The sequence below is a fragment of the Nocardiopsis sp. KDC1DS13DA1 genome (assembly GCF_055632325.1).
On record NZ_JBVMUY010000031.1, the window covers coordinates 1 to 23,483 of the forward strand.

The 23,483-nt window shown below is 74.8% G+C and carries 20 protein-coding genes; 4 read left to right on the top strand and 16 right to left on the bottom strand.

The features are described 5' to 3' along the window. Nucleotides 1–180: 180 nt before the first annotated feature. From ACTVAJ_RS20375 to ACTVAJ_RS20400, 6 genes are read right to left on the bottom strand one after another with little or no spacing between them, the layout of a single operon-like run. Nucleotides 181–1,848, bottom strand: a complete 1,668-nt coding sequence (locus tag ACTVAJ_RS20375; RefSeq protein ID WP_470389802.1) for a CocE/NonD family hydrolase — start codon at nt 1,846–1,848, stop codon at nt 181–183. A 38-nt stretch (nt 1,849–1,886) separates the two neighbouring features. Continuing rightward, complete coding sequence (locus ACTVAJ_RS20380; RefSeq protein WP_470389803.1) at nt 1,887–2,693, bottom strand: ABC transporter ATP-binding protein; 807 nt, start codon at nt 2,691–2,693, stop codon at nt 1,887–1,889. Then, nucleotides 2,690–3,685, bottom strand: a complete 996-nt coding sequence (locus ACTVAJ_RS20385) for an ABC transporter ATP-binding protein (protein WP_470389804.1) — start codon at nt 3,683–3,685, stop codon at nt 2,690–2,692. Before ACTVAJ_RS20385 ends, ACTVAJ_RS20380 begins: the two co-directional genes overlap by 4 nt. Beyond that, nucleotides 3,682–4,548, bottom strand: a complete 867-nt coding sequence (locus ACTVAJ_RS20390) for an ABC transporter permease (protein WP_470389805.1) — start codon at nt 4,546–4,548, stop codon at nt 3,682–3,684. The genes ACTVAJ_RS20385 and ACTVAJ_RS20390 overlap by 4 nt, the downstream gene beginning before the upstream one ends. Further along, a complete protein-coding gene (locus tag ACTVAJ_RS20395) occupies nt 4,545–5,504 on the bottom strand; it encodes an ABC transporter permease (protein ID WP_470389806.1) in 960 nt (319 codons plus the stop codon). The genes ACTVAJ_RS20390 and ACTVAJ_RS20395 overlap by 4 nt, the downstream gene beginning before the upstream one ends. Before the next feature lie 2 nt (nt 5,505–5,506). Continuing rightward, complete coding sequence (locus tag ACTVAJ_RS20400; RefSeq protein WP_470389807.1) at nt 5,507–7,129, bottom strand: ABC transporter substrate-binding protein; 1,623 nt, start codon at nt 7,127–7,129, stop codon at nt 5,507–5,509. 330 nt (nt 7,130–7,459) lie between these two features. Between ACTVAJ_RS20400 and ACTVAJ_RS20405 the strand changes: the two genes are divergently transcribed. After that, nucleotides 7,460–8,047, top strand: a complete 588-nt coding sequence (locus ACTVAJ_RS20405) for a TetR/AcrR family transcriptional regulator (protein ID WP_470389808.1) — start codon at nt 7,460–7,462, stop codon at nt 8,045–8,047. A gap of 52 nt (nt 8,048–8,099) precedes the next feature. Here ACTVAJ_RS20405 and ACTVAJ_RS20410 read toward each other — a convergent pair whose 3' ends face one another. Next, a complete protein-coding gene (locus ACTVAJ_RS20410; RefSeq protein ID WP_470389809.1) occupies nt 8,100–9,533 on the bottom strand; it encodes an amidase in 1,434 nt (477 codons plus the stop codon). A 184-nt stretch (nt 9,534–9,717) separates the two neighbouring features. After that, nucleotides 9,718–10,317: a TetR/AcrR family transcriptional regulator gene (locus ACTVAJ_RS20415; RefSeq protein ID WP_470389810.1), complete on the bottom strand. Its 600-nt coding sequence runs from the start codon at nt 10,315–10,317 to the stop codon at nt 9,718–9,720. 100 nt (nt 10,318–10,417) lie between these two features. Here ACTVAJ_RS20415 and ACTVAJ_RS20420 point away from each other — a divergent pair, with 100 nt between their 5' ends. Then, the gene (locus ACTVAJ_RS20420) at nt 10,418–10,876 is read left to right on the top strand and encodes a DUF3237 domain-containing protein (protein ID WP_470389811.1); all 459 of its coding nucleotides are present in this window, start codon (nt 10,418–10,420) and stop codon (nt 10,874–10,876) included. Between the two features lie 75 nt (nt 10,877–10,951). Here the strand turns inward: ACTVAJ_RS20420 and ACTVAJ_RS20425 are convergent, their stop codons facing one another. The 8 genes from ACTVAJ_RS20425 to ACTVAJ_RS20460 form a co-directional block, all read right to left on the bottom strand. Then, nucleotides 10,952–12,145 (bottom strand): 4-hydroxybenzoate 3-monooxygenase, encoded by a 1,194-nt coding sequence (locus ACTVAJ_RS20425; RefSeq protein WP_470389812.1) that lies wholly within the window; start codon nt 12,143–12,145, stop codon nt 10,952–10,954. Continuing rightward, nucleotides 12,142–13,290: a bifunctional 3-oxoadipate enol-lactonase/4-carboxymuconolactone decarboxylase PcaDC gene (pcaDC, locus tag ACTVAJ_RS20430; protein WP_470389813.1), complete on the bottom strand. Its 1,149-nt coding sequence runs from the start codon at nt 13,288–13,290 to the stop codon at nt 12,142–12,144. Before pcaDC ends, ACTVAJ_RS20425 begins: the two co-directional genes overlap by 4 nt. Nucleotides 13,291–13,423: 133 nt before the next feature. Next, on the bottom strand, nt 13,424–14,815 hold the full coding sequence (gene pcaB / locus ACTVAJ_RS20435; protein ID WP_470389814.1) for a 3-carboxy-cis,cis-muconate cycloisomerase: 1,392 nt from the start codon (nt 14,813–14,815) through the stop codon (nt 13,424–13,426). Then, nucleotides 14,812–15,372, bottom strand: coding sequence for a protocatechuate 3,4-dioxygenase subunit alpha (gene pcaG / locus ACTVAJ_RS20440; RefSeq protein WP_470389815.1), 561 nt, complete (start codon nt 15,370–15,372; stop codon nt 14,812–14,814). Before pcaG ends, pcaB begins: the two co-directional genes overlap by 4 nt. Further along, the gene (gene pcaH, locus ACTVAJ_RS20445; RefSeq protein WP_470389816.1) at nt 15,369–16,133 is read right to left on the bottom strand and encodes a protocatechuate 3,4-dioxygenase subunit beta; all 765 of its coding nucleotides are present in this window, start codon (nt 16,131–16,133) and stop codon (nt 15,369–15,371) included. Before pcaH ends, pcaG begins: the two co-directional genes overlap by 4 nt. Nucleotides 16,134–16,200: 67 nt before the next feature. Next, nucleotides 16,201–17,409, bottom strand: a complete 1,209-nt coding sequence (locus ACTVAJ_RS20450) for a thiolase family protein (protein WP_470389817.1) — start codon at nt 17,407–17,409, stop codon at nt 16,201–16,203. Continuing rightward, nucleotides 17,406–18,053, bottom strand: a complete 648-nt coding sequence (locus ACTVAJ_RS20455; protein ID WP_470389818.1) for a CoA transferase subunit B — start codon at nt 18,051–18,053, stop codon at nt 17,406–17,408. The genes ACTVAJ_RS20450 and ACTVAJ_RS20455 overlap by 4 nt, the downstream gene beginning before the upstream one ends. Further along, nucleotides 18,050–18,817 carry a CoA transferase subunit A gene (locus ACTVAJ_RS20460; protein WP_470389819.1) on the bottom strand — a complete coding sequence of 256 codons (768 nt, stop codon included), beginning with the start codon at nt 18,815–18,817 and terminating at the stop codon, nt 18,050–18,052. Before ACTVAJ_RS20460 ends, ACTVAJ_RS20455 begins: the two co-directional genes overlap by 4 nt. Before the next feature lie 132 nt (nt 18,818–18,949). On the opposite strand from ACTVAJ_RS20460, the gene ACTVAJ_RS20465 reads away from it, so the two are divergent. Both ACTVAJ_RS20465 and ACTVAJ_RS20470 read left to right on the top strand, forming a co-directional pair. After that, nucleotides 18,950–20,578, top strand: coding sequence for an IclR family transcriptional regulator domain-containing protein (locus ACTVAJ_RS20465; RefSeq protein ID WP_470389820.1), 1,629 nt, complete (start codon nt 18,950–18,952; stop codon nt 20,576–20,578). A 175-nt stretch (nt 20,579–20,753) separates the two neighbouring features. Further along, the gene (locus tag ACTVAJ_RS20470) at nt 20,754–23,447 is read left to right on the top strand and encodes a SpoIIE family protein phosphatase (RefSeq protein ID WP_470389821.1); all 2,694 of its coding nucleotides are present in this window, start codon (nt 20,754–20,756) and stop codon (nt 23,445–23,447) included. Nucleotides 23,448–23,483: the final 36 nt, after the last annotated feature.

Consider the following 23,483-nt stretch of genomic DNA (forward strand, 5'->3'; position numbering starts at 1 on the left):
ACGGTGAGGCGCTTCAGGAGCTGTGCCTGGACGGTGTGGGCGCGGGCACGGCCACGGGGGCCGGCGCTCCCCGGGATCGTTGCGAACGGCCCCGGGCGCACCGGTCCGCCCGCATCAGGCGGACGCCGACATCCGTCGGGTGCGCGTGCAAGACCCCCGGCCCGGCCGCGCCCCCGCCGCTCAGCCGTCCGTCCGGCGCAGCTCCTCGGCGCCGCGCCGCCCGATGCGCAGACGGCTGCCGTCCGCCCCGCCCACGGTGACCTCCCTGGCGGTCGGCGCCCCGGCGGGGCTCGTCCACGGGCACGCGCCCGGGGGCGCCTCCGGGACGAAGTCGGGGAAGTCGCCGCCCATCAGGTCGAGCGTCAGGCGGTGACCGGCGCGCAGCCGGTAGGCGAGTTCGAGCAGGTCGACCACGACCGCCTCCCCGTCCATCGCCGCGTCGAGCCGCACCTGCCCCCGGGCGATGAGCCACACGCCGCCGTCGGGCGCCGTGTCCAGCAGCCGGGCGTGGACGGTGGCCCCGGCGTCGGCCCGCAGCCGCAGCCGGAGCACGGCGGACCCGAGCAGGTCGGTGTCCCGCGCCGCGGCGGGGCCGGTGAACCGGAGCACGTCCTCCCGCAGCCCGACCTCCCGCAGGTCGGACCGGTCGAACAGGGCGGCGAAGGGGTCCGCGCCGGGGGAGGGGACGGGGTCGGCCGGGTCGTGCACCCACCGCAGCGTGTCCGGTTCGGGGGCCGCCTGCGCGGCCAGTGCCGGGGCGGGGCCGCCGGTCAGGTGGTACTCCAGCTCCGCGGTCTCCCGGGGCGGCCACGCGTCGCTCCGGCGCCACCCGCCGTGGCAGACCTCGTAGCGCACGCGCGGCAGCGCCGCCAGGTCGCCGGAGCGGCCGAGGACGGCGTCGAAGAACTCGATCGCCGGGTCGACGTAGCGGGGCAGCAGCCGCTCCCGGGCGCCGGGGTCGGCGGCGTGGTCGTCGTGCGGCCCGACGGGGGCGTCGGCCAGCCGGTGGTTCTCGTGGTCGATGGCCTCCAGCCGCAGCCGCAGGTGCGCGGCCCAGCCCGGGTCCCGGGACAGCGCGCGCACGTCGTGCCAGGACCAGACGGCGCAGTTGTCGAACCAGCCGATCGTGTACAGGGCCGGGATCGGCGGCCCCTCCAGCAGGGCCTTCAGCGGCGGCGGCACGAACCGGGGCTCGCCGCCGAACTCGCCGTCGAAGTTGGCCGAGCGCCGCCCGAGTTCGGTGAAGAACTCCTCGAAGGTGTCCCGCAGCGGGCGGCGCGTCCAGTCGGGCGTCCACTCGTAGCGGTCGGCGTCCACGAAGTGGGTGGCGAAGTAGACCTTGCGGCTCGTCTGCTCCACGTCGCGGGTGCCGTCCCCGTGGTCCAGCACGGTCGACAGCTGGGATCCGGTGACCCGGGGCGCGATCGCCCTCAGCGCGGGGTGCCCGGCGGACGCCGCCGCGATGGCGGTGAAGCCGTAGTAGGAGTCGCCCCACATGACGACGTCCCCGTCGCACCACTCCTGGCGGGCGATCCAGTCGACGGTGTCGTGGCCGTCGTCGGCCTCGTGGACGGCGAACTCGGGTACCCCCTCCGACCGGTACTTCCCGCGGACGTCCTGGACGACGACGGTGTACCCGCGGGCGGTGAAGCGGCGGGCGATGTCGGGCATGAAGCAGTAGGCGCCGTCCTTGTCGTAGGGCAGCCGGACCAGGACGACGGGTCCCGGCGCCGCCGCGCCGGGTCGGTACAGGTCGGCCGCCAGGCGGACGCCGTCCCGCATGGGGACGGTGAGTCGCTCGGCGTCCGGCGGAACCGCCGCCGGTCCGGTGCGTTCGATGGTCGGCACGTGGTGTCTCCGTGGTGGGTGGGGAGGGCGGATGGATGTCAGGGGGTGTCGAGGGCGCGGCGGTCCCGGGCCAGGCGGTCCAGGTCCCATCCCGGGCCGGGGACCGAGTCGATCAGCAGGCGGGTGTAGGGGTGCTGCGGATCGCGCAGGATCCGCTCGGTCTCCCCCCGCTCGACGACCCGGCCGTGGCGCATCACGACGGCGGTGTCGGTGACATGCCGGACCACCGCCAGGTCGTGGCTGACGAACACGTAGCTGACCCCGGTCTCCCGGCGCAGCTCGTCCAGCAGGGCCAGGATCTGGGCCTGCACCGAGACGTCGAGCGCGGCCACCGCCTCGTCCAGGACCAGGACCCGGGGCGTCACGGCGATCGCCCGGGCGATCGCCGCCCGCTGGCGCTGGCCGCCGGACAGTTCGCGCGGCCTGGCCGTGCCCGCCCGGTGGCTGAGCCCGACCCGGTCCAGCAGCCCGTCCACCCGGGCCCGGTGGTCGCGGGCCGAACCCGGCTCGTGCAGTCGGAGGGGTTCGAGGACGGACTCGGCGACGGTCAGCCGCGGATCGAAGGACCCGTACGGATCCTGGAAGATCATCTGGAGCCGTCGGGCCCGCCGCAGCCGCGCCCGGCGCGAGCGTCCCCGGACGGCCTCGCCGACGACCGTGACGCCGCCGGAGGTCGGCTCCTCCAGTCCGGCCAGGACGCGTGCCGTCGTGGTCTTGCCCGATCCGGACTCCCCGACGATGCCCAGCGAGCCGCCGGGCATCAGTTCGAAGCTGACGTCGTCGACGGCGGTGACCTCCCCGTACCTCTTCACCAGGGACGTCACCGTGAGGACGGGTTCGGTCACGGCCGCACCCCTTCCGGTCGCAGGCACGCGACGGCGGACGTCCCGTGCGGTCGGAGGCGGGGCACGCCCAGGGCGCAGTCGTGGTCGGCGCGCGGGCAGCGGTCACGGAAGGAGCAGCCCGGGGGTGCCTCCGCCAGGGGTCGGGGCCGTCCGGCGACGGGCCTGATCTCGGCCCTCTCGCCGTGGACGGACGGGCTCGCGTCGAGCAGCGCCCGCGTGTAGGGGTGGGCGGGCGCGTCGGTGAACGAGGCGCTCGCGGACTCCTCCACGATCCGGCCCGCGTACATGACGTAGATCCGGTCGCAGACGGCGGCGGCCAGGTCGAGGTCGTGTGTGACCAACAGCAGACCGGTGCCGTGGGCGCGTTGCAGGTCGCGCAGTACCCCGACCACCTCGGCCTGCGTGGTGACGTCGAGCGCGGTGGTCGGCTCGTCCGCCAGGAGCAGGTCGGGCGCGGTGGACAGGGCCCCGGCGATCATGATCCGCTGGAGCATCCCGCCGGAGAACTCGTGCGGGTGGCGCCGCATCGCGCCCCGCGGGTCCCGGATCCCGACCTGGTCGAGCAGGTCCAGGGCGCGCCGCGCCGCCTCCCGCCTGGGCGTGCCGCCCGCCCGCAGGCCCTCGGTGAGGTGGTCGCCCACGCGCCGCAGCGGGTCGATCGAGGCGCGCGGGTCCTGGAACACCATCGAGACCCGGTGCCGCCGCAGGTCGCGCAGGGCGGTGCGGTCGGCGGCCAGGACGTCGACGCCCGCGACCCTGACCCGCCCGGTCGCGCGGGCGCCCGGGGGCAGCAGGCCCAGGGCGCTGCGCGCGGTCAGCGACTTGCCCGATCCGGACTCGCCGACCAGGCCGACGGTCTCGCCGCGGCCGACCCGGACGGTGACGTCGGCGAGCAGGGGGACGTTCTCGCCGTCCGCGCCGAGCGACACGCCCAGCCCGGTGATGCCGAGGGCGTCCTCGGTGGTGGCCGCTGTGGTGGAAGGCGCGCTCACGCCCGTTCACCCCGCTTTCCGGAGATGGTCGCGCCGACGTGTTCGCCCAGGACGTTGACGCTCACGACGGTCAGGAGTACCGCGAGTCCGGGCACCAGCCCGCTCCACGGCGATCCCTGGAGGATGGCGGTCTGCGCCTGGCTGATCATCGCGCCCCAGTCCGCGTCGGGCGGCCGGACACCCAGCCCGAGGTAGGACAGCGACGCCAGGTCCACCAGCGCGTAGCCGAAGGAGAGGGTGCCCTGGGCGATGAGCACCGGGGTCACGTTGGGCAGCAGGTGGCGCAGGGTCACCCACAGCTCGCCGAACCCCATGACCCGGTAGCTCTCCATGTACGGCCGCGCCCCCTCCTGGAGGGCCACGCTGCGCACGACCCGGCCCAGGAAGGGCGCGTAACTGACGGCCAGGGCGCAGACGGGCGCGGTCAGGCCCGGACCGAACACGGCGACGGCGATCATGGCCAGCAGCAGGCCGGGGAAGGCGAAGACGATGTCCATGCCCCGGGAGAGCACGGCGTCGACCCGTCCCCCGGCCCGCGCGGCCACCAGCCCGACGGTGACGCCCAGGACGCTGGACAGCAGCACCACGCCCAGCGGGGCGAGCAGGGAGAGCCGGGCTCCGTACATGACCCTGGACAGCACGTCGCGTCCGGTGGAGTCGGTTCCCAGCCAGTGCCCGGGCGTTCCCGGCGGTGCCAGGGCGTCCATCAGGCTCGTGGCCTGGGGTGAGTGCGGTGCGAGCACGGGGGCCAGGAGGCCGGTGAGGGCGACCAGGAGCAGGAACCCCGCCGCGAGCCGGACGCCGACCGGGCGGCGGCGCCTGCGGGCGCTCCGGGCCCGCAGCGCGGGAATCGTGAGTGTCATCGGGCGAGGCCTCCCGCCGTGACTCGGGGGTCGACGAGGGTCAGGGCCAGGTCGACCAGGGTGTTGACGAGGACGAACACGGTGACCGCGACGAGGGCGACGCCCTGCACGACGGGGAGGTCGCGCCGCGACACCGAGCTGACCAGCAGGGATCCGACACCGTCCAGTCCGAACGCGGTCTCCACCACGGCCGTGCCGACGAACAGGCTGGCCACGAGGACGCCCACGACCGTGAGCAGCGGGGCCAGGGCGCCCCGCAAGACGTGTCGGCGCACCACGGCCGCTCCGCCCACCCCGCGGCTGCGCGCCACCTCCACGTGTTCGCGGTCCAGCTCCTGGCTGAAGGCGGCGTTGCCGACCCGCGCCAGGACCCCGAAGACGGCGACGGCCATGGCGGTGGCGGGCAGGGTCAGGTGCCAGAGGCGGTCGGCGGGGCCGGCGCCCGAGCCGGTCGCGGGGAACCAGCCCAGACCGACGGACAGGGTCGCCAGCAGGACGATGGCGGCGACGAAGGGCGGGGTGGCGGTGGCGGCGGAGGCCACGACGCCCGCGGCCCGGTTGACCGGGCCGCCCCTGAGCGCCGAGACCAGTGCCACGGCCGTGCCGAACAGGACCGCCAGGACCGCCGAGTACAGGATGAGCGGGACGGACACGTCCAGCCGGCTCGCGATCAGCGCGCTGACGTCGGTCCGGTAGTTCAGCGAGGTCCCCAGGTCCAGCCGCAGGGCGCCGCCGATCCACGTCAGGTAGCCCTGGACGGGGCCCTGGTCCAGGCCGTGGGCCTGGCGCACGGCCTCCAGCTGTTCCGGGGTGAGGCGGCGGCCGGCGGTCAGCGCCAGGACCGGGTCTCCGGGGACCAGCCGCAGCGAGGCGTGGATGAGGACGGAGGCGGCCAGGACGGTCAGGAGCGCGCCCAGGACGCGGCGGCCGATCCAGGCGGTGAGTGCGCGTGCCATGGTCAGCGGCCGCCGAGCTGCGTGGCCCACGGCGTGTACAGGTAGTTCTGCCGCGGGACGAGTCCGGCCAGGTCCGGTCCGTAGTAGACGTTGACGTACTGGGTGGCGACGGGGATGGTGATCAGGTCCTCGGCCATGATGGCCTGGGCCCGGACCACGTGCTCGGCGCGGGCCGCGGGGTCCTCCTCGACCATCGCGGCGGCGACGGCCTCGTCGTACTCCTCGTCGCTGTAGCCGGAGAAGTTGTAGTAGTTCCCGGTGGTGAAGTACTGGTAGTAGGCCAGCGGCTCGGGGAAGTCCAGGTACCCGGTGGACAGGAACAGGTCCACGCCCTCGCGGGCCTGCGCGGAGGAGAACATCGCGGCGAACTGCTCGGCGGTCAGCGGTCTGAGTTCGACGTGCAGCCCCACCTCGGCGGCGGCGTCGGCGACCGCGGTGGCGATCCGGGTCTCCTCGTCGATCGCCGTCGTGTACGCCAGGACGATCGTCTGGTCCGAGGTGGTGGACCGGCTGACGTGGTCCATGGCCTGGTCGAGGTCCTGCACGGGTGCGGGCAGGTCGTCGTGGGCCGCCTGGTACTCGTCCTCGGCGTAGCCCCACGCCGCCGGGGGCACCAGTGCCCGCAGCGGTTCGGCGGCGCCCTGGTAGACCGACGCGACGATGCCCTCGTAGTCGATCAGGGACCGCACGGCGCGCCGGATGGCGGGGTCGGACAGCGCCCCCTCCTGGTCGACGACCGCCAGGAACGTGGGTGACAGGCTCCGCCCGAAGAGCATGGTGCCCTCCTCGGCCAGCTGGGCGTGGGCGGAGCGCGGGACGTTGAACTGCCCGTCCGCGTCGCCGCTGGAGAGCGCGGCGGTCTGCGCGTACGGGTCGGTGGTGAAGGTGAACCGCAGGTTGGCGACCTTGGGCTCGACCTCGGTGTTCCACCACTGCTCGTTGCGGGTCAGGGTGATGTGCTCGCCCTGGGACCACGCGTCGAACCGGTAGGGCCCGGTGCACATCACGCCGCCCGAGGCGGTGCCGAAGTCCGCTCCGGCGGACTCGGCGAACTCCTCCTGCACGACGGCGAAGGCGGGGGTGGCCAGGAAGTTGGGCACCAGCACGTCCGGTGCGTCCAGGGTGACGGTGACCTGGTGGTCCCCGGTGACCTCGACCTCCTCCAGGTGGGTCGCCCAGCCCATCCACGGTGATCCGAGTTCGGGGTCCAGGACGCGCTCGACGCTGTAGACGACGTCCTCGGGCGTGACCGGGTCGCCGTTCCAGAACACGGCGTCCTCGCGCAGGTCGATGACGTGGGTGAGCGGGTCCGGCCGGTCGACCGCGACGGCCAGGGCGGGTTCGCGCTCGTAGTCGGGGCCGAAGGTGAACAGGCCCTCGCACATGTTGGCCACGACCGTGCTGACGGAGTCCGTGGCCGAGCGGGCGGGGTCCAGCGAGGCGGGCTCGCCGCTGGGGACGTTCCAGGTGACGGTGTCGACGTCGCCGGTGGCGGCGGGGACGGAGGTGGTGGGGGTCGGCGCGGCGGCCTCCTCCGGGGCGGGTTCGGCGCTGCCGCCGCACCCGGCGAGGGTGCAGGCGCCGACGAGGGCCGCGGCGAGCGCGGCCGGGCGGGGACGTGTCATGGGATGGGTCCTTCGGGGTGCTGGTGCGGGGCTGGTGCGGACTGCCGCCGGGCGGGAGGGCCCGGTTCGTCGTGGGCGTCGTTCTCGCTTCGGTCCAGCGTGCTGCGGTTCTCAATTGATTGTCAATACTGCAAAACAAAAAATCGTGAACTGAGGGTGTCCGGAGTTGTGGCACCCATCTTTCGGATGTGTCGTCGCAGGTAGCATCTGGTCGACCCGATAGGAGAAAAGCCGCGCACGCCGAGGGGGCCGCCGTTGTCGTCGCGGCGGCCGGGGGAGTTATGCTGTGTGGTGAATTCCTCGCCGAAATGGACAAAAAAGGAGCGTCGGATGGGCAGACCGAGCCTCGCCGGTCAGCGGCGGGAGCAGATCCTGCGGGCGGCCGCCAGGTCGGTGGCCCGGTACGGTCTGGCCGGAAGCACCCAGGACCGGATCTCGGCCATGGCCGGTATGAGCCGTTCGCACGTGCGGCACTACGTGGGCAACCGCGACGAGCTGATCGACGCGCTGTGGGACCACGTCATCACGCCCTACGCCGACTCGGTGCGGGCCGTGTTGGACGACCCCGACCCCGAGGAGCGGTTGCGCGCGCTCGTGGACCACCTCTTCGGACCGCGGATGGCGCGGGGCGACGACGATCTGGTCATCGAGGCGCTGATCAGCGGGGCGATGCACGACGTCCGGCTGCGCGGGCGGATCTACGACAGCTACAGCCGGCTGGAGCGCGACGTCGCCGACGCCGTTCGCCTGGCGGTGCCGGGTTGTGGCCCGGCGGAGAGCCTCCAGGCGGCCTACGCCCTGCTCAGTATGGCGTTCGGCAGTGCCACGCTGGCGTCGCTGCCCTTCCCCGCCTCGCGCCACGCCGGTGTGCGCGAGGCGGCGCTGCGGATGCTCCAGGGTCTCGGGGCGCGCGGCTGAACCCGGGCGGGCCGCCGCGGCGCCGGTCGGAGTGCGACCGGCCGGCGCCGGTTCAGGGCCACGTCCGCGCCTCGGGTCCCCGGGCCTCGACGGCCGCGGCCGCGTCCAGGAGCAGGTGCTCCTCGAAGCGCCCCCCGATGAGCTGGACGCCGACGGGCAGGCCCTCGACCCGGTCGACGGGGACCGTGACGGCGGGGAAACCCAGCACGGGAACACTGGTCATCGGCCACATCGCCGCGAACAGCTGCGCGGAGCGCTCCGGTCCGCGCAGGTCGGCGTCCTGCTCGAAGGGGAGTTCGGCGCACGCGGGTGTGAGCACGATCCGGTCCGAGCCCAGGAGGTCCTGGAGGCGGCTGATGAGGGTGGCGCGGCGCGCCCAGCCGTCGATGTAGGTCTGCAGGGACGGCCGTTCGCCCCACACGGTGGCGGCGTCCGCGAAGTGCCCGGCCAGGGCGGTGCGGATCGCCTCGTCGCCCACCCGCTCGACCACGGGCAGCAGCGCCCGGGTGTCCTCGGTGAGCAGGAGCGACCACAGGCGGCTGGCCTCGCGCAGCAGCGGGGCGTCCCCGACCTCCTCGACCGCGTATCCGGCGTCGGCCAGGCGGCGGGCGGCGTCGGTGAGGGCGCGGTCGACGCCCGGGTGGTTTCCGACGGTGCCGATGCCGCGGACGACGTGCACCTCGACGGGGCGGTCGCCGCGCGGGCGCCGGTCCGGAACACCCGGGACCCCGTGCGGGTCGCGCAGGTCGGGTGTGGTCATGACGTCCAGGGCCAGTCGCGCGTCGGCCACGGTCCGGGCGAGGGGGCCCTGGACGGCGCAGGCGTGGACGGTGGGAGGCAGGTCCGGCCCGGCCGGGTCGTGCGGGGCCCAGTCCGAGACGCGGCCGACGGTGGGGCGCACCCCGACCACCCCGCAGCAGGCGGCCGGGAACCGGATGGACCCGCCGATGTCGTTGCCCTGGGCCAGGGCGCCCATGCCCGCGGCCAGGGCGCTGGCGGCGCCGCCGCTGGACCCGCCGGGCGTGCGGCCGTGGTCCCAGGGGTTGAGGGTGCGCCCGTGCAGGTCGTTGGTGGAGAACCAGCGCAGGGAGAAGGCGGGGGCGTTGCTGCGGCCCAGCAGGACGGCCCCGGCGGCGCGCAGGGCGGCGACACAGGGCGCGTCCCGGTGGGACACGTGGTCGGCGAACGCGCGGACGCCGTTGCTGGTGGGGTGGCCCCGCTGCTCGGTGTTGATCTTCGTGGAGACCGGGACGCCGTGCAGGGGGCCCAGGTCGGCCCCGGCGGCGACGGCCTCGTCGGCCCGCCTGGCCTGGTCGAGGGCCTCGTCCGGGCGGACGTCGGACAGCGCCCGGAGATCGCCGTTGGTCTCCTCGATGCGCTCCAGGTGCGACCGCGTCACCTCGACGGCCGAGACCTTCCGGTCGCGGACGGCCGCGGCGATTTCGGTGGCGTCCAGCCGCCACCACTGGTCCGATACGTGTCCCATGGCCTACCTCTTCGCGGGAAGTGCCGGCCGTCGCGGCGGCCGGGCACGGGGGGATGGAGTGCCGGGCCCGCCCGGGGGCGGCACGGCACCAGCTTAGAACGTTGTCATATAACAGCGTTTTATCTCACCACGAGCTTGCGCCGAACCCCCGTGCCCTGTCAAGCCCCCCGGGCCTCCGACGTGCTCAGTCTTCGGCGGCCGCGTCGTCCGCACCGCCGCCCAGGAGCTCGACTGCGGCGAGCGCGGCGCGGGTGCCGCGCTCGGCCGACCACCCCTCGGGGTCCTCCAGGGTGGACAGCCAGTAGCCGCGGAACAGCAGGTGGAGGATGTCCGCGCCCAGTTCGGGGTCGCCGATCCCGGCCTCCTGTGCGAGCGCGGCCAACTCGTCGTGGTGGTGTCGGGACCTGGCGCTGCGGGTCGCCTCGATCTCCGATCCGGCGCCGGGGCCCGCGCCGGCGATCTCCGTCAGCAGGCGCCGCAGCACCTCGTCGTCGCGTTCGGTGGTGCACATCCACCGGGTCGCCGCCCGGAGCCGTCGCGGCCCGGTGGCGCCGCCGAGGGCCTCCTCCAGCTCCCGTGTCCAGTCCTCCTCCGCCTTGCGCAGCGCGTTGAGCATGAGTTCGCCCCGGTTGGCGACGTAGTTGGTGATCATGGCCGTCGATCCGCCGAGCTGGTCGGCGACGGCGCGGATGGTGACGGAGCGGACGCCGCGTTCGCGGGCGACCTGGATGGTGGCGGCGGCGATCTCGTCGAGTCGCCGTGCCTCGTCCACCTCGATGGGCATGGCAGGGGCCTTTGCTGGGTTGACGTCACGGGCGTGTCCTGCAATGTTGTCATATAACACTGTTTTATGAAGATGCCCGACCCGAGAACGGAGCCGTCCGATGACCCTCACCCCGTCCCTGACCCTCGCCTTCGAGATCCGGGCGCGGGTCACCGCCCCCCTGCACATCGGTCACGGCGACGGTGAGCGCACCGAGTTCACCCCCATCACCGGGGGAACCGTGCACGGCCCGCGTCTGAACGGCACGGTCCGCGCGGGCGGCGGCGACTGGTCCAACACCCGCGGCGACGTCTGCGAACTGGAGGCCCGCTACCTCATCGAGGCCGACGACGGCGCCGTCATCGACATCGTCAACCGGGGCTACTACCACGAGGGCCGGCCCTGCCCCGACCAGTACGACGGTGATCTGAGGGTCGCCGAGGCCGGCGTCTACTTTCGCACCAGCCCCGTCTTCCGCACCGACGCCCCCGCGCACCGCTGGCTCGCCGAGACGGTCTTCGTCGGGCTGGCCCGCGAGGAGGACGGCCACATCGTCATCCGCTGCTACGGCGTGGACTGAGCCCGCGCCGTACGCGCGGGAGGGCGCCCCCGCCCGGGGGCGCCCTCTCCGTGTGTCGGCGGCGGGACCGGAGTGTCAGGCGAACGGCAGTCCGGTGTAGTTCTCCGCCAGGTCGGCCGCGGCGAAGGGCGAGGTGGCCACCCGGTCGAGCTGGGACAACTGCAGACGGGTGTCGAACCCCGGCTGCGCGGGATCGGTGTGCAGGGTCGTGGTCATGAGGTACGAGAAGTGCTCCGCCCGCCACACCCGGCGCAGACAGGTCGCGGAGTAGGCCTCCAGTTCCTGCGCGGACCCGGTCGTGCGCAGGTGCGCGAACGCCCGGGCCAGGACGGCCACGTCGGAGACGGCCAGGTTGAGCCCCTTGGCGCCCGTGGGCGGCACGATGTGCGCGGCGTCCCCGGCCAGGAACAGGCGGCCGAACCGCATCGGCTCGGTCACCGAGCTGCGCATCGGCAGCACCGACGTGGCGGTGATCGGCCCCCGGTTCAGGCGCCACGCGCCGTCGGCGCCCAGGCGCGCGTCCAGCTCGTCCCAGATCCGATCGTCCGGCCAGTCCGCCGGGTCCTCGCCGTTGGGCACCTGCAGGTACAGGCGGCTCACCGACGGGGAGCGCATGCTCGCCAGCGCGAACCCCCGGTCCGAGTGCGCGTAGACCAGCTCGTCGTAGGCGGGCGGGGCGTCGGCCGTCACCCCCAGCCACGAGTACGGGTAGACGCGCTCGAAGGTGCGGCTCGCGCCCTCCGGGACCGCCCGGCGGGCCACCCCGTGGTAGCCGTCGCAGCCCACCACGTAGTCGCAGGTGAGGGTGTGCTCCCGGCCCTGGTGGGTGTAGCGCACGGTGCAGCGGTCGGTGTCGGTCCCCTCCACCGCGTGGACGGGGGCCTCGAACAGCAGGGGTTCGCCGTCGGCCAGGCGCAGGGCGACCAGGTCCTTGACCATCTCCGTCTGGGCGTACACCCAGACCCGTCGGCCCCCCGTCAGGGATGGGAAGTCGACGCGGTGCCGCCGGCCGTCGAAGCGCAGCTCGATGCCGTCGTGCGGGATGCCCTCGCGGTCCAGCCGGTCGGCGGCGCCCGCCGCGCGCAGGGCCTCCACCGTCCCCTGTTCCATGATCCCGGCGCGCTGGCGCCGCTCCACGTACGCGCGGTCGCGGCTTTCCAGAACGACGCAGTCGACGCCCGAGCGCTGCAGCAGCCGTGCCAGGAGGAGCCCGGCGGGCCCCGCCCCGATGACGGCGACGGTGGTGTGGCGTGGGTGGGACACGGTCACTCCTCGTTGAGGTCGGCCAGCACGCGCTGGGCGGTGGCGAAGGCGGAGTTGGCGGCGGGCACCCCGCAGTAGATCGCGGACTGCAGGAGCACCTCGCCGATCTCGTCGGGGGTCAGGCCGTTGGTGAGGGCGGCGCGCACGTGCATGGCCAGCTCGTCGAGGTGCCCGCGCGCGACCAGGGCGGTCAGCGTCACACAGCTGCGGGTGCGCCGGTCCAGGCCCGGGCGGGTCCAGATCTCCCCCCAGGCGTAGCGGGTGATCAGGTCCTGGAAGTCGGCGGTGAACGCGGTCGTGCGCGCCACCGCGCGGTCGACGTGCGCGTCGCCGAGCACGGCCCGCCGCACGGTCATCCCGGCCGCGTACCGCCCGCGGTCGGTGCCGGGGGACAGGTGTGCGAGCAGGGCGGCGGTGACCGCCTCGGGCCGCTCGACCCCGGCCAGGTGGCCCGCGCCCGAGATCTCGGTCAGGTCCGCGCCGGGGATGCCGTCGGCGAGCGCGCGCCCGTGTTCGGGCGGGGTGGCGCCGTCCCCGCGCCCGGACACGACGAGGGTCGGGGCCCCGATGTCGCCGAGGCGGTCCCGCAGGTCGTGGGCGGCCAGGGCGTCGCAGCAGGCGGCGTAGCCCGCGGGGTCGGCGTGCTCCAGGTCGGCCAGCAGCCCCCTGCCCGCGAGCGTGTCGGCGGTGGCCGGGTCGGCGAACCACCGCCCGGGCGCGTCGGCCAGCAGGGCGGCGGTCCCCTCGCGCCGCACCAGGTCGGCGCGCCCGCACCACGCGTCGGGGTCGCCGAACCGCGCGGACGAGCACACCAGGGCCAGGGACGACACCCGCTCGGGGTGGTGCGCGGCCAGGTGGGCGCCGACGGCCCCGCCCAGGGAGACCCCGGCGTAGCGGAAGGTCGCCCACCCCCGGGAGTCGGCCAGGTCGAGGACGAGGCGGGCCAGGTCGGCGACGGTGGCCCCGGACCCCGGCAGGAGGGAGGCGGGTGACCGCCCGTGGCCGGGCAGTTCGTAGCGCAGGACCCGGTGGTCGCGGGCCAGGGCGGGCAGCTGGGGCTCCCACACGGACAGGGAGGTGCCCAGGGACGGGCCGAGGATCAGCGGGGGCGCGTCCTCGGGGCCGTCGAGGCGGTGGTGGAGGTCGGTCACGGGTGCTCCGTCAGGTGTGCGTGTCTGTTCGTCGTGCGTGCCGGGCCCGGATCCGGCCAAGGAGTGCGGGGCGGCGGAGGGGTGAGTGTCCGGCGCGCGGCCCCGGCAGGACGGTGGCCCCGGTGCGGTGGCCTCACCCGGACCCCCGGGGGTCGGCCAGGGCACGGTCGACCAGGAGGGGAGCCGCGCCCAGGTAGGCGGCCGGGTCGGTCAGGTCCGCGAGGAACCCCTCCGGAAGGTCCGCGAGCTCGGGCGCGTCGCGCAGGGCCTCGGCCAGGGGCAGTCCCTCCTCGGCCGCGCGGTGGGACGCGCGGGTGAGCAGCTCCTTGGCGCGGGCCCGGCCGACCCGGTCGGCCAGGGCGGCGGCGATCCGCTCGGAGGTGATCCGCCCGCCGGTCAGGGCCAGGTTGGCCGCCATCCGGCCGGGGTCCACGCGCAGGCCGCCCACGAGCTCGGCGGTGTCGCGGGCGGCGCCGCCGACCAGGCGCAGGGCCTCGCGCAGGGTCTGCCACTCGGCGTGCCAGGCACCCGCGTGGCGTTCGTCCTCGCACGCGAGCCCCGAGACCAGGACCGAGGCCAGGGCGGGCAGCTGTCGGGCGGCCGCGCAGACCAGGGCGGCCCGCACCGGGTTGGCCTTGTGCGGCATCGCCGAGGAGCCGCCCCCGGAGGCCTCGGCGACCTCGGCGATCTCGGTGCGCGACAGCACCAGCACGTCGGCGGCGACCTTGCCGAGCGCTCCGGCGGTCAGGGCGAGCGCGGCGCCCAGGTCGGCGACCGGGGTGCGCAGGACGTGCCAGGGCAGGAGCGGTTCGGCCAGACCGGTCCGCTGTGCGAAGGCCGCCAGCAGGCGCGGGCCCGTGTCGGGCGCCCGGTCGGGGGCGTACTCCGTGAACGCCGCCAGCGTTCCGGCGGCACCGCCGAGCTGGACCGGCAGGGCGGCGCGGACGGCGGCCAGCCGGTCGCGGGCGTCCAGCACCAGGTGGCGCCAGCCCGCCGCCTTCAGCCCGAAGGTGGTCGGAACGGCGTGCTGGGTGAGGGTGCGCCCCGCCATCGGGGTGTCGCGGTGCCGGGAGGCCAGGCCGGCCAGGGCGCGCTCGGTCCGGGTCAGGTCCCGCAGGACCGTGCCCAGCACGCGTGCCGCCACCAGCATGGCCGCGGTGTCCATGACGTCCTGGCTGGTGGCGCCCCGGTGGACGTGGGGGGCGTGCTCCCCGCCCACGGCCGCGGTCAGGTCGGCGACCAGCGCGATCACCGGGTGGCCGTCCGCGCGTGCGCGCAGGGCCAGGTCACGCGGGTCGAACCGGTCCGGGTCGGCGGCCTCGGCGACCGCCAGCGCGGCGGCGGGCGGGACCAGGCCCACGTCGGCCTGGGCCGCGGTCAGGGCGGCCTCCGCGTCCAGCATCGCGGTGAGGAAGGCGGTGTCCCCCGTGGCGTCCTCGGCGGCCGATCCCGCCCGACCCGGGGCGAGCAGGCCGGTGTCGAGCGGGTCGGTCCCGGGCGCGTCCGGGCGGGTCGGATCACTCACGGGAACTCCAGGAACACGGTCTCGCCCTCACCCTGGAGGCGGATGTCGAAGCGGTGGACGCGGTCCGCGCCGGCTTCGGGCCGGGCGACCAGGGTGGCGCGCCGCTCCGGGGGCAGGGCCGCGAGCAGCGCGTCGTCGGGGGCCTCGACGAGGTAGGCGCGGGTGTACAGGTGGTGCAGCAGGCCGCGGGCGAAGACCGCCACGCACACGTACGGGACGCCGCCGGGCGGCAGTGTCCGCACCAGCCAGTGCCCGTCGGCGTCCGTCGCCACCCGACCGAACCCGGTGAAGTCGGCCCCGTGGCGGCCGACGACGCGTCCGGTCACCGCGTCGCGGCGCATCGACCCCGGGGCACCGGTGCGCGATCCGCCCGGCGCGGGCTGCCAGGTCTCCACGATCGCGTCCGGGACCGGCTCCCCGCCGCCGTCCAGGACCCGGCCGCGCAGGGTGAGCGCGTCCGGGTGGTGCGCGGGTGCCACGTCACCGCCGCCGGTGAAGGGCAGGGCGTAGCCGAAGAACGGGCCGACGGTGTGCGACGGCGTGGGTGCGGGGCTCATCGGTCGTCCTCCTCGTCCTCGGTCCACGTGGCGGCCGGGCCGTCCAGGACGATGTCCCACCGGTAGCCCAGCGACCACTCGGGCACGGACAGGCCGTGGTCGTAGGCCGCCACGAGGCGGTCGCGCGCGGCCTGGTTGGTCACGGACTGCAGGATGGGGTCGAACGGGAACAGCGGGTCGCCCGGAAAGTACATCTGGGTCACCAGCCGCTGCGTGAACGCCTCGCCGAACAGCGAGAAGTGGATGTGCGCGGGGCGCCAGGCGTTGGTGTGGTTGCGCCACGGGTAGGCGCCCGGGCGGATCGTGGTGAACGAGTACCGTCCCTCGCCGTCGGTCAGGCAGCGGCCGAAGCCGGTGAAGTTGGGGTCCAGCGGCGCCGGGTGCTGGTCGCGCTGGTGGGCGTAGCGGCCGGAGGCGTTGGCCTGCCAGACCTCCACCAGTTGCCCGCGCACCGGCCGGCCCCGCCGGTCCAGTACGCGGCCGGTGACGGTGATGCGCTCACCGAGCGGTTCACCCGCGTGGTGCCGGGTCAGGTCCCGGTCGAGGTCGGTGACGTCGGTGACGCCGAAGGCCGGTCCGGACAGTTCGACCGCCTCGGGGTCGCGGACCGGGACCAGCGGGTGGGCGGGGTGGCGCAGCGCGCTGCTGCGGTAGGGCGGGAAGTCGCGCGGCGGGTGGTCTCCGGCGGGGGCGGCGGCCTGGGCCCTGGCGATCTCGGTGTCGATGGCGGACTGGGTGAGGTCCGGTGGCAGTGCGGTCATGGTGGTCCCTGGGGAGGAGGGGAGGGGTGGATTCCGTGGTGTGGGGCGGGTCGTGCCGGGGCGGTCCCTAGCGTTCGAGGACCAGGGCCAGGCCCTGTCCGACGCCGACGCACAGGGTGGCGACCCCGGTTCCGCTCCCGGCCCGGGCGAGCTGGTGGGCGACGGTCCCGGCCAGGCGGGCGCCCGAGGCGCCCAGCGGGTGCCCGAGGGCGATGGCTCCGCCGAGCGGGTTGAGCACCGCCCGGTCGAACTCGGGCCACTCGGCCAGGCAGCCCAGGACCTGGGCGGCGAACGCCTCGTTGAGTTCGAGCACGTCCACGTCGGCGAGGGAGCGGCCCGCCCGCGACAGCGCGCGGGTGACCGCCTCGACGGGGCCGAGCCCGAACCAGTGCGGTGCGACGGCGCTGACGGCGCTGGCCGAGATCCGGGCGAGCGGTTCGCGCCCGGTGGCGCGCACCCCCTCCTCGTCGGCGAGCAGCAGGGCGGCCGCACCGTCGTTGAGCGGGGAGGCGTTGCCCGCCGTCACCGTCCCGTCCTCGGGGCGGAACGAGGGCCTCAGCCTGGCCATCGCCTCCAGTGAGGCGTCCGGCCGCACGCTCTCGTCGCGGTCGACCGTGACCGCCGCGCCCCGCCGCCGGGGTACCCGGACAGGGACGATCTCGGCGTCGAACAGCCCCCGCTCCCGGGCGTGGGCGGCCTTGAGGTGGCTCTCCAGCGCGAACGCGTCCTGCCGCTCGCGGGTGATGCCGTGTTTGTCGGCGATGAGCTCGGCGGACTCGCCCAGCGGCACCGTCCACTGCGGCTCCATCGCGGGGTTGACCATCCGCCAGCCCAGGGTGGTGGAGTACAGCTCCGCGTGGCCCGCCGGGAAGGCGCGGTCGCTCTTGGGCAGCACGTAGGGGGCGCGGGTCATCGACTCCACCCCTCCGGCGACCAGGACGGACGCGTCGCCCAGGGCGATGGCCCGGGCCGCCTGGACGACGGCCTCCAGCCCGGAGGCGCACAGCCGGTTGACGGTCACCCCGGGCACCGAGGTGGGCAGCCCGGCGAGCAGGGCGGCCATCCGCCCCACGTTCCGGTTCTCCTCGCCCGCCCCGTTGGCGTTGCCCAGGTAGACGTCGCCGATCCGTGCCGGGTCCAGTGCGGGGGTCCGCTCCAGCAGCGCTCGGACGGTGTGCGCGGCCAGGTCGTCGGGGCGCACGGCCGCGAGCGCGCCGTCGTAGCGGCCCACGGGGGTGCGGACGGCGTCGACGACGTAGACGTCCCTGGTCCTCACGCCGACACCTCCTGGCCGACGCGCACGCGCGCCCCGGTGCGGGAGACGATCTCCTCCGCGGTGGCGCCGGGGGCGGTCTCGACGAGGACGAGTCCGCCGTCGGTGACGTCCAGGACGCCCAGGTCGGTGATGATCCGGTCGACGCAGGCGCGGCCGGTGAGCGGGAGCGTGCACTCCTCGACGATCTTGGGACCGCCGTCCCTGGCCGTGTGCGCCATGGTGACGACGACGCGGCGGGCGCCGTGCACCAGGTCCATCGCGCCGCCGATGCCGGTGACCAGCTTCCCGGGCACCGACCAGTTGGCGAGGTCGCCGCGGGCGGAGACCTGCATGGCGCCCAGCACGGCGGTGTCGACGTGGCCGCCGCGGATCATCGCGAACGACATCGCCGAGTCGAAGAAGGCGGCGCCGGGAAGGACGGTGACGGTCTCCTTGCCCGCGTTGATCAGGTCGGGGTCGACCTCGTCCTCGCGGGGGTAGGGGCCGGTCCCGAGGATGCCGTTCTCCGACTCCAGCACCACCTCCACCCCCGGCGGCAGGTGGCCCGGGATCAGGGTGGGCAGCCCGATGCCGAGGTTGACGTACTCGCCGTCGCGCAGTTCGCGCGCGGCACGGGCGGCGATCTGCTCGCGTGTCCAGCTCATCGGGTGGTCCCCTCCGTCACGGTGCGCTTCTCGATGTACTTCTCGGCGGCCTGCTCGGGGCTCAGCTCCACGACCCGCTGCACGAACACGCCGGGCAGGTGCACGTGGTCGGGGTCGATCCCGCCCGGCTCGACCAGCTCCTCCACCTCGGCCACGGTGACGCGTCCGGCCATGGCGGCCAGCGGGTTGAAGTTGCGGGCGGAGCGGCGGAAGACGAGGTTGCCGTGCCGGTCGCCCCGGGCGGCCCGGACCAGGGCGAAGTCGGTGGTGATGCCGTGCTCCAGCACGTGCGGGACACCGTCGAAGCCGCGGACCTCCTTGGCCGGGGACGCGACGGCCACGCCCCCGTCACCGTCGTAGCGCCAGGGCAGTCCGCCGTCGGCGACCTGGGTGCCGACCCCGGCCGGGGTGTAGAAGGCGGGGATGCCGCTGCCGCCCGCGCGCAGCCGCTCGGCGAGCGTGCCCTGGGGGATGAGTTCGAGCTCCAGTTCGCCCGCCAGGTACTGCCGGGCGAACTCCGCGTTGGAGCCGACGTAGCTGCCGGTGACCCGGCTGATCCGGCCCGCGGACAGCAGGACCGCCAACCCGGTGTCCATGGCCCCGCAGTTGTTGGACACGACCGCCAGGCTGGTGGCGCCCTGGTCGAGCAGGGCCCGGATGAGGACCGCCGGGACGCCGCTGACGCCGAAGCCGCCGACCGCGATCGAGGCCTCGTCGTGGATGTCCGCCACCGCCTCCGCGGCCGTGGCCACCACCTTGTCCATCCGTCCCCACCCTCTTTTGTTCGCTGAGTGAACTAAAGTTCATTTATGAACCGCTGCGAGTTTCGCCTGACCGCCTCAGGTGTGTCAAGGCCCGGTAGCGTTCGATCGGGACGAGCAACAGTGGAGGTCCGCATGCAGGCCAGCGCGACGACGCCCGCCAAGGCCACCGGGGAGTCCGTGGCCACCCTGGAACGGGGGCTGGCCGTCGTGCGCGCGCTCGCCGCGGCCCCCTCGACGCGTATGCGCCGAAGCGACCTGGTCCGCTCGACCGGCCTGGCCCGGGCCACCGTCGACCGGGTCACCCGCACCCTGGCCCACCTCGGCTACCTGCGGATCGAGGACCAGGACGCCGTGCTCGCGCCCCGCCTGGGCGAACTCGGCAACGCCTACCTCGCCGCCGACCCGCTCGCCGACGCCGCGGACGCCCCCGCGCGGCGGCTGGCCGACGAACTCGACGAGTCGGTGTCGGTGTGCGTCCCCGACGGCGACGGTGCGCGCTTCGTCGTCCAGTGCCCCCGTCGGCGCGCCATGGCGGTCACCTTCCACGTCGGCGACCTGCTGCCCGCCGAACGCTGCGCTCCCGGAGCGCTCTTCGCCGCCGACTGGGACCAGGCCACCTGGCACCACCACCGCGCGCGCGTCGCCGCCGGACCGGGCGCGGACCGGGGCGACGTGTCGGCCCGCGCGGCCCGCGCCAAGCGCGCGGGCTGGGCCGTGGACGACCAGCTCGTCGAACCCGGACTGGTCGCCGTCGCGGTGCCGGTGTACGGGGACGGCGGCCGGGTCCGGTGCGCGGTGAGCGTCGTCAGCCACACCAGCCGCCACACCGCCGGCAGCCTCGCCGAGTACGCGCTGCCCCGGCTGCGCGCCTGCGCCGACACCGTCGCCGGTCAGTTGGCCGGTCCCGCCGCCGCACCGCCCGGGGCGGCGCCACCGCCGGTCCGGGCCGACGCCCTGCGCGCGGCCAAGGACGAACTGGGCGCGGACTTCCTCCAGTCGCTGGCCCGGGGACTGGCGGTCCTCACCTGCCTGCGCGCCCCGGGGGGACGCACGCTGAGCGCGGTGGCCGAGGCCACCGGCCTGGCCCGCGCCACCGCCCGCCGGTCGCTGCTCGCACTGGCCCAGCTCGGCTACGCGGCCCAGGACGGGCGGACCTTCACCCTCCTGCCCCGCGTCCTGGAACTGGGCTACGCGCCGCTGTCCCGGCTCACCTTCGAGCGGATCGCCACCCCCCACCTGGCCGACCTGGTGCGCCGGGTGCACGACTCGGCGTCCGTGTCCGTGCTCGACGGCGACGACATCCGCTACGTGGCGCGCGTGGCCACCACCCGCATCATCGGCGTGGACCTGGGGGTGGGCACCCGTCTGCCCGCCTACCCCACGTCGATGGGCCGGGTCCTGCTGGCCGGGCTCCCGCCCGGGGAGCTCGCAGACCGGCTCGGCCGGGCCGCGCCCGAGCCGCTCACGGGCCACACCCGCACCGCCCCCGAGCAGCTCACGGCCGCCGTGGCCGAGGCCCGACGGTCCGGCTACGCCCTGGTCGACCAGGAGCTGGAGGAGGGCCTGTGCTCGATCGCGGTGCCCGTCCGCGACCGGTCCGGGCGCGTCGCGGCCGCCGTGAACGTGGCCGCGCACGCCGCCCACCGGGGGGCGGACTGCCTGCGCGAGGAGGTCCTGCCCGAACTGCGGGCGGCGGCCGGGCGGATCGAGGCCGACCTGGCCGCGGCCAGCGAGCGCAACCCGGGAGCGCTTCCGCGCTGACCCGCCCCGCTCCGCCTCCGGTCGCCCCGGCGATCCCACCGCAGCCCCGCCCGCGAGCGGCCCCGGGGAAGGCAAGCAGGTTGAACCACAAGTTGGTACTGGGATGGGTGGTTCGTGGGGATATTGGCGTTAATGGAGATACAAGGTGCGTCCGACCCTGTAGAGGCGATTGGCCATGTCGCAGTTCCGTCCACGTGTCCTGTGGGTCCGGCGTGACGGGAGTCCCCGGTTCAGAGCGGGCGGGCCCAGCGTCGCCGGGCAGATGTTCGTCCTCCAACTGCTGGTCGTGGTGGTACTGGTCGCCCTGGGGGCGGTGGCCCTGGTGCTGCAGAGCCGGTATGACAGCGAGTGGGGAGCGAGCGCCCGGTCACTGGCCGTCGCCGAGACCTTCGCGCGGGCGCCGGGGATGGAGGAGGCACTGGAGTCCCCCGATCCCTCGGCGGTGCTGCAACCGCTCGCCGAGGCGGCCCGGAAGCGGTCGCGTGTCGACTTCATCGTGGTGATGACCCCTGAGGGCACCCGCTACACCCACCCGAACCCGGACCGCATCGGGGAGACCTTCATCGGCACCATCGGGCCCGCCGCCGCGGGAGGGATCGTCACCGAGACCTACACCGGCACCCTCGGTCCCTCCGTGCGGGCCGTGGTCCCCGTCACCTCGGAGGACGGCGAGGTCGTGGGTCTGGTGGCCGCCGGGGTCACGCTGGAGAGGATCGGCGCGACCGCCGGAAGGCAGCTGCCCCTCCTCATCGGCGGCGCGGTGGTCGCGCTCGTCCTCGCCACGGGCGGGTCGGCGCTGATCGGCCACCGGCTGCGCAAGCAGACGCACGGGCTGGGGCCGGCCGAGATGACCAGGATGTACGAGCACCATGACGCGGTCCTGCACTCCGTCAAGGAGGCCGTCCTGATCACCGACGGGGACGGCCGTCTGCTGCTCTCCAACGACGAGGCGGACCGGTTGCTCGGTCTGCCCCCGGACGCCGTCGGCCGCCACGTCGACGACCTGCGCCTCCCCGCCTCCATCGCCGCGCTGCTGGTCTCCGGACGCATCGCCACCGACGAGGTGCACCCCGCCGGAAGCCTGCTGCTGGCCGTCAACCAGCGGACCACGGACCTGCGGGGCGGGCCGCAGGGCAGCGTCATGACGCTCCGGGACACCACGGAGCTGCGCGTGCTGTCCGAGAGGGCCGAACTGGCCAGGAAGCGCCTCAAGCTGCTGTACGACGCGGGAGGGCGCATCGGCACCACACTGGACGTGCGCCGCACCGCCGAGGAGCTGGCCCGGGTGGCCGTCCCCCAGTTCGCCGACTTCATCGCCGTCGACCTGTCGGACCCCGTGCTGCGGGGCGAGGAACCCGGACCCGACAGTACCGTCGTGCGACGGGTCGCCCTCCGCGGCGTCCGTGACGATCCGCCGCTCTACCCGGTGGGGGACCTGATCGAGTTCGTGGCGTCCACCCCGCAGGCGCGGGGGATCGGCAGCGGGAGGGCCGTACTGCTGCCCGATCTGACCGACGCCCCCGCCTGGCGGGCCCAGGACCCCGAACGCGCGGAGAGGATCGTCGGGTACGGGATCCACTCACTCATCTCGGTCCCGCTGCGTGCGCGCGGCAGCGTGCTCGGAACGGCCACCTTCCTCCGTTCGCGCCAGCCCGCCCCCTTCGACGAGGACGACCTGTCCCTCTCGGAGGAGCTGGCGCTCCGCGCGGCGATCTGCATCGACAACGCCCGCCGCTACACCCGCGAACACACCATGGCGGTGACGCTGCAACGCAGCCTGCTCCCACGGGGACTGCCCGAACAGAACGCCTTCGAGGTCGCCCACCGCTACCTGCCCGCACAGGCCGGCGAGGCGGGCGGGGACTGGTTCGACGTCATCTCGCTGTCCGGTGCGCGTGTGGCGCTGGTCGTCGGCGACGTCGTCGGCCACGGGATGCACGCCGCCGCCACGATGGGCCGTCTGCGCACCGCCGTCCACAACTTCTCCAGCCTGGACCTCCCGCCGGACGAGCTCCTGGCACGGCTCGACGAGCTGGTCATCCGCACCGACCTGGAGGAGTCCCAGTCCGCCCCGCCCGACGGCGCCTCCGACGGCCTGGTCGGGGCCACCTGCCTGTACGCCGTCTACGACCCGATCTCCGGACGCTGCGTCCTGGCGCGCGCCGGCCACCCCCTGCCCGCGCTGGTCGCCCCCGACGGCGACGTGACCTTCCCCGAGCTGCCCGCCGGGCCGCCCCTGGGCCTGGGCGGCCTGCCCTTCGAGGCCCAGGAGCTGCTGCTGGCGGAGGGCAGCCAACTGGTCCTGTACACCGACGGTCTGCTGGAGGACCGTGAGCGCGACATCGGCTCCGGCCTGGCCCGGCTGCGCCGGACACTGGCCGCCACCGCCGACAGGGCACCGGAGGAGGCCTGCCGGGAGGTGTTCGACTCGATGCTGACCGACCGGCCGGAGGACGATGTCGCCCTGCTCATCGCCCGCACCCGCAGGCTGCCCCCGGACCGGATCGCCGAATGGGACGTGCCCGTGGACCCCGCGGCCGTCGCACCCCTCCGCGCCGCCGTCACCCGGCAGCTGACCGCCTGGGAGCTGGACGACGTCGTGTTCGTCACCGAGCTGATCCTCAGCGAACTGGTCACCAACGCCATCCGCTACGGCCGCGACCCGATCCGGGTCCGCCTGATCCACGACCGCTCCCTGATCTGCGAGGTCTCCGACGCCGCGAGCACCGCCCCGCACCTGCGCTACGCCGCCAGCACGGACGAGGGCGGCCGCGGCCTGTTCCTCGTCGCCCAGCTCGCCGAACGCTGGGGCACCCGCTACACCGCCGGGGGCAAGGTCATCTGGGCCGAACAGTCCCCGACCGCGTGATCGGGTCCGGCCGGGCGGACCCGCGGCCCCGGTCGG